The 5,364-nt window shown below is 76.8% G+C and carries 2 protein-coding genes and 1 pseudogene; 2 read left to right on the forward strand and 1 reads right to left on the reverse strand.

Features of this window, described 5'->3' with window-relative positions; translation table 11 throughout:
* Both LE181_RS31390 and LE181_RS31395 read left to right on the forward strand, forming a co-directional pair.
* Positions 1 to 2,992: pseudogene (locus tag LE181_RS31390) on the forward strand (hypothetical protein); the annotation flags it as partial.
* A gap of 52 nt (positions 2,993 to 3,044) precedes the next feature.
* Complete coding sequence (locus LE181_RS31395) at positions 3,045 to 4,010, forward strand: bifunctional riboflavin kinase/FAD synthetase (RefSeq protein WP_225664968.1); 966 nt, start codon at positions 3,045 to 3,047, stop codon at positions 4,008 to 4,010.
* An 84-nt stretch (positions 4,011 to 4,094) separates the two neighbouring features.
* Here LE181_RS31395 and LE181_RS31400 read toward each other — a convergent pair.
* A partial coding sequence (locus LE181_RS31400; RefSeq protein ID WP_225664969.1) for a MinD/ParA family ATP-binding protein occupies positions 4,095 to 5,364 on the reverse strand: 1,270 nt, incomplete at its 5' end.

The following is a 5,364-nucleotide window of genomic DNA, read 5'->3' on the forward strand; positions in this document are numbered from 1 at the left end:
GGCCCGCTCGGGCACCCGCCGCCGCAAGCGCGGTGCGGCGGCGCAGGAGCCGCCCCGGCCCCTGCCCGTGCCACGGCACCGCATCGGGCCCGTCCTGCAGGCGCTGCTCCTGCTCGCGCGCCGCGCGGGCCCCATCGAGCTCTCCCGGCGCCTGAGCGCGCTGGTCCACGCCGTGGAGACGCTCGCGCTGCGCGCGGAAGCCGCCAGGGCCGCCGAGGACGCGAGGCAGGCCAAGGGCACCGCGAAGGGCGACGGGGGCACGGAGGCGGACGGCGGCCGCTGTGCCGGCGACCCCTCCTGGTGGGCCGCCCACCTGCTCGGCGAGGCCCTGCTGCGGGTGCCCGACGCCACGCCCTACCTGGGCGTGCTGCGGCTGCTGGCCGAGCGCGTCACGGCCCGTTCGGTGGCCGCGGGCGGCTTCGACAGCGCCGACTCCCGCGCGCTGGGCGGCCTCGCCGAGTTCGGCCCCTGGTTCTGGCTCCGCCTGCCGCTGGGCCTGGCCGACCGGCTGGAACTGCTCAGGATCCTCATCCCCGCCGACAGCCCCCCGCCGGGCGCGGCCCAGGAGGCCGCCACCGCCGCCCTGGAGGCGGGCCCGGCGTCCGAGGAGGACGACGCCCCCGCAACGGCCGGTACGGGCGAGGTCACCGAGGCGCACGACGCGACACCCCCCGAGGAGGGTGCGGACGCCCGGGTCCCGGGCCGCCCGGACACCGGCGGGCACCGCGTGCCCGGTCCGGGGCACGCGCGGCCGGAGACGGCGGAGCAGGACCGCCCGGGGACGGGCGCCGCGGGGCAGCCGGAGCACCCCACCGACGCGACGCCGGGTCACGCCGGACGCCAGGGGGGCGTGCCGGGGCAGACGCCCGGGAGTGGCGACTCGGAGGACGCGCACGGGACCGCGCCCGGGGGGCCGCGCGGGAGCGAGGGCGTACGGGGGAGCGCGTCGGCTGCGGAGTGTGCCGGGGGCGACGGGGCGGTGCCCGGTCGGACCCGCAGGAACGGCGCGGCAGAGGACGGCCCGGGGGAGGGCACCGGGCGCGGCAGCGTGCCGGGGCAGACGCGCGGGAGCGCGGGTGCCCCGGAGGACGCGGGGAGCGCGTCGGAGGAGTGGGCCGGGGCTGACGAGGGCGCCGGGCCTCGTCGGACCCGTGGGGGCGGTGCGGCAGGGGACGACTCGGCGGAGCGCGCCGGGTACGGCACCGGGCCGGGCCGGGCCCGCGGGAGCGACGGAGCGGACGAGGACGCCCGGGGCCGTGGGGCGGTGCCCGGTCGGACCCGGAGGAGCGGCGCGGCAGAGGACGACGCGGGAGAGCGTGCCGGGCGCGGCGGCGTGCCCGGCCAGACCCGGGGGAGCGGGGGCGCACGGGACGGTGCCGGCGAGGGGCCCGGGGGCCGTGGGACCGTGCCGGGTCAGGCGCGCGGAAGCCGGGGCGTACGGGGCGCAGCGGGCGACGCCGTTCCGGGCCGGGCGTACGGCGGCGACGGCTGGGACGAGGCCGGCGGGCCCGTCGGCGCGGGGCCCGGTCGCGGGCGTCGCGGGCAGGGCGACGCCGGGGGTGCCCGGGTGCCGGGGCCCGCCCGCGGGGGCGGCCGGCCGTCCGGAACGGCGGGCGCGACGGACGGGCCGCAGAAGCACGTCCACCCCGCCGACCGGTTCCTGACCGCCACGTCGGCCCTCCTCATCGAGCACACGTGTGACGCACAGCCCCTCCTGTGCCGCTGGTTCACCGACGAGCGGGCCCTGCAGACCATGAACCTCGGCGGCCACGTACGGCCCACCGTCGCCACCGTCGCCCAGGCCCTGCTGCACACCCACCGCCGCCGGGCCATCGACGACCTCGCCGAGGCCCTCGTGGAGGCCGGCCATCCGCGCGCCGACGAACTGCTCACCGCCCTCGCCGAGGACGAGCCCTCCGCGCTCTGCCGGGCCGTGGACCGCTGGGCCCACGACGACCGCGTCGAGCGGCACGTGGCGGCCGCCGCGTACGGGCTGCGGACGGCGCCCCACGTCACCACCGAGGCCGACCGGGAACTGCTGCGCTTCTCGGCCCTCGCCCTGCTCGGCCGCCCCGCCGAGGGCGCCCTGCACGGCACCGCCCTGGCCCTCCTCGTGCGCGACGCCGACACCCGCGCCAAGCACCTGCCCCAGGCCCTCGCCCGCTTCTCCGCGGGCGACCCGCACCTGCCGCCCGACGTCCTCGCGCCCGCCCTGACCAGCCACCCCGACCTCGTGCTCGGCGCCTTCCAGGCCCGGCTGTACGAGCCCGGGGAGCGGCCCGCCGACGTCCTGCGCACGCTCGCCGAGGTGTCCTCGCCGGCCACCCTCGCCCGCCGCATCGCCTCGCTCGTACGGGAGCACGTCGAGCACCGCCCGGAGGGCGCCCAGAACGCGGCGGCCTTCGTCCACCGGCGCCTGGAGGACGGCCCGCCCGCCCGGGCCGTGATCTTCCCTCTCGTCGTGGACCTGGTGCGCACCTGCCCCCCGCACGTCCGGCGCGCGCTCGCGCCCGTGCTCGCCGGTTCCGGCACGCCACTGTCCCGCCCGCTGCGCCAGGAGTTGCTGGAGGTGCTGATGGAACGGGAGGAGTACGGGCCGTACGAGCGGGACGTCACCGTCCTCGACGCACTGCTGCGGGCCGTGGCCGCCGGGGCCGCCGACCGCTCGGAGGCCCGCACGCGCGACCTGGTCCACCGCACCGGCCTGCTGATGGCCCGTACGCCCGAGGGCGCCGCCTGCTTCGACCGCCGGCTGACGCAGCTCGCCCGCGAGGTCCCGTTCTTCGGCGCCCAGGTCCGCGGCTGGCTGAAGTCGGCCCCGGCGCAGTGGGCCGTGGTGGTGGGCCCGAGCGCGCGCATCCGGCTCACCGCGGGACGCGAGAAGGGCGGCGGCGGGGGCGGGGACGACGCGTCGGACGCCTCCGACCCCGCGGGTGTGACCGTCGGCTCACCGGCCGATGCGGAGCGCCGCCAACCGGCATGGCACTCTTAGACCTGCGTCATCAGACAGACAAAGGTTCGGGTTCGGGCGAGGAGCGGGCACAGTGCAGCGCTGGCGTGGCTTGGAGGACATCCCCCAGGACTGGGGGCGCAGCGTCGTCACCATCGGCTCGTACGACGGCGTGCACCGCGGGCATCAGCTGATCATCGGTCGTACGGTGGACCGGGCCCGTGAGCTCGGCGTCCCCGCGGTCGTCGTGACGTTCGACCCGCATCCCCGTGAGGTGATCCGGCCCGGCAGCCACCCGCCGCTGCTCGCGCCGCACCACCGGCGTGCGGAGCTGATGGCCGAGCTGGGCGTGGACGCGGTGCTGATCCTGCCGTTCACGGCGGAGTTCTCGCAGCTGTCGGCCGCCGACTTCGTGGTGAAGGTCCTGGTCGACAAGCTGCACGCCAAGCTGGTCGTGGAGGGCCCCAACTTCCGCTTCGGCCACCGCGCGGCCGGCACCGTGGAGTACCTCAAGGAGCTCGGCGGCACGTACGACTACGCGGTCGAGACCATCGACCTGCAGGTGACGGGCGAGGCGGGCGGCGGGCTGCCGTTCTCCTCGACCCTGGCCCGGCGCCTGGTCGCCGAGGGCGACATGGCGGGTGCCATGGAGATCCTCGGCCGCCCGCACCGCGTCGAGGGCGTCGTCGTGCGCGGCGCGCAGCGCGGCCGGGAGCTGGGCTTCCCGACCGCCAACGTGGAGACCTTGCCCCACACGGCGATCCCGGCGGACGGCGTCTACGCCGGCTGGCTGACCGTCGGCGGCGAGGCCATGCCGGCGGCCATCTCGGTCGGCACGAACGTGCAGTTCGACGCGACCGAGCGGACGGTGGAGGCGTACGCCATCGACCGCGTCGGCCTGGACCTGTACGGCCTGCACGCGGCCGTGGACTTCCTGGCGTACCTGCGCGGCATGGAGAAGTTCGAGTCCATCGAGGCGTTGCTGGCCTGCATGGCGGACGACGTGAAGCGGGCCCGCGAGCTGGTGGCGGCGCACGAGGCGGCCGTGGTCGCCGGCTGACGACCTGCGGACGACGTTCCGCACGAAGACGACGAAGGGCCCCGGGCGCGAGGAGCGCGCCCGGGGCCCTTCCGTCGTAGGCCGTTACTGCTGGGGCGGCATGGCCCAGCCGTCCTGCGCGGGGTACGGGCCCGGCTGGCCGGCACCGTAGGGGTTGTACGCCGCCTCGGGCGCGGGCGCCGGCGCGTAGCCGCCCGGCACCGGGGGTGCCTGGTGCGGCGCCGCGTACAGGCCCTGTTGCTGCTGGGCCCGGACGAAGTCCTCGGCCACCATGGCGGACAGGTGGAAGTACGCCTCGCGGGTCTTCGGCCGCATCATGTCGAGGTCGACCTCCGCGCCCGCCGCCAGGTGCTCGTCGAACGGCACGACGACGACGCCGCGGCAGCGGGTCTCGAAGTGCGACACGATGTCCTCGACCTTGATCATCTTGCCGGTCTCGCGGACGCCCGAGATGACCGTGATGCTGCGCGAGACCAGCTCGCCGTAACCGTGCGCGGCGAGCCAGTCCAGCGTGGTGCTGGCGCTGCTCGCGCCGTCCACGGACGGCGTGGAGATGATGATCAGCTGGTCGGCGAGGTCGAGCACCCCGCGCATCGCGCTGTAGAGGAGGCCGGTGCCCGAGTCGGTGAGGATGATCGGGTACTGCTTGCCGAGCACGTCTATGGCGCGCCGGTAGTCCTCGTCGTTGAACGTGGTGGAGACCGCCGGGTCCACGTCGTTGGCGATGATCTCCAGTCCGGAGGGCGCCTGCGAGGTGTAACGGCGGATGTCCATGTAGCTGTTGAGGTGCGGGATCGCCTGGACGAGGTCCCGGATCGTCGCCCCGGTCTCGCGGCGCACCCGGCGGCCGAGCGTGCCGGCGTCCGGGTTGGCGTCGATCGCGAGGATCTTGTCCTGGCGTTCGGTGGCGAGCGTCGCGCCCAGGGCGGTGGTGGTCGTCGTCTTGCCGACGCCGCCCTTGAGGCTGATGACCGCGATGCGGTAGCAGGAGAGGACGGGTGTGCGGATGAGCTCCAGCTTGCGCTGCCGCTCGGCCTCCTCCTTCTTGCCGCCGAACTTGAACCGGTTCGCGGGGCTCTGCTTCTTCGGCTTGGGCTTGCCCTTGAGCAGCCGCTCCGAGGACAGCTCCACCGCGGCCGTGAAGCCCAGCGGCGCGCCGTGCACCGACCGCTGCCGCTGCTCGGGCGTCACACTCGGCCACCCGCCGGCGCGGGGGTCGACGGGCGCGCCCGCCGCGCCCGGCTGGGGCGCGTAGGGGTAGGCGCCGGGATCCGCGGCGCCCTCGGGGCCCGTGACGGGCGGCAGGGCACCCGGGTGGGCCTGCGGGGCGTACGGCCCCGGCGCGGGCGCCGCG

It is taken from the genome of Streptomyces sichuanensis (assembly GCF_020328095.1).
GTDB lineage: Bacteria > Actinomycetota > Actinomycetes > Streptomycetales > Streptomycetaceae > Streptomyces > Streptomyces cinnamoneus.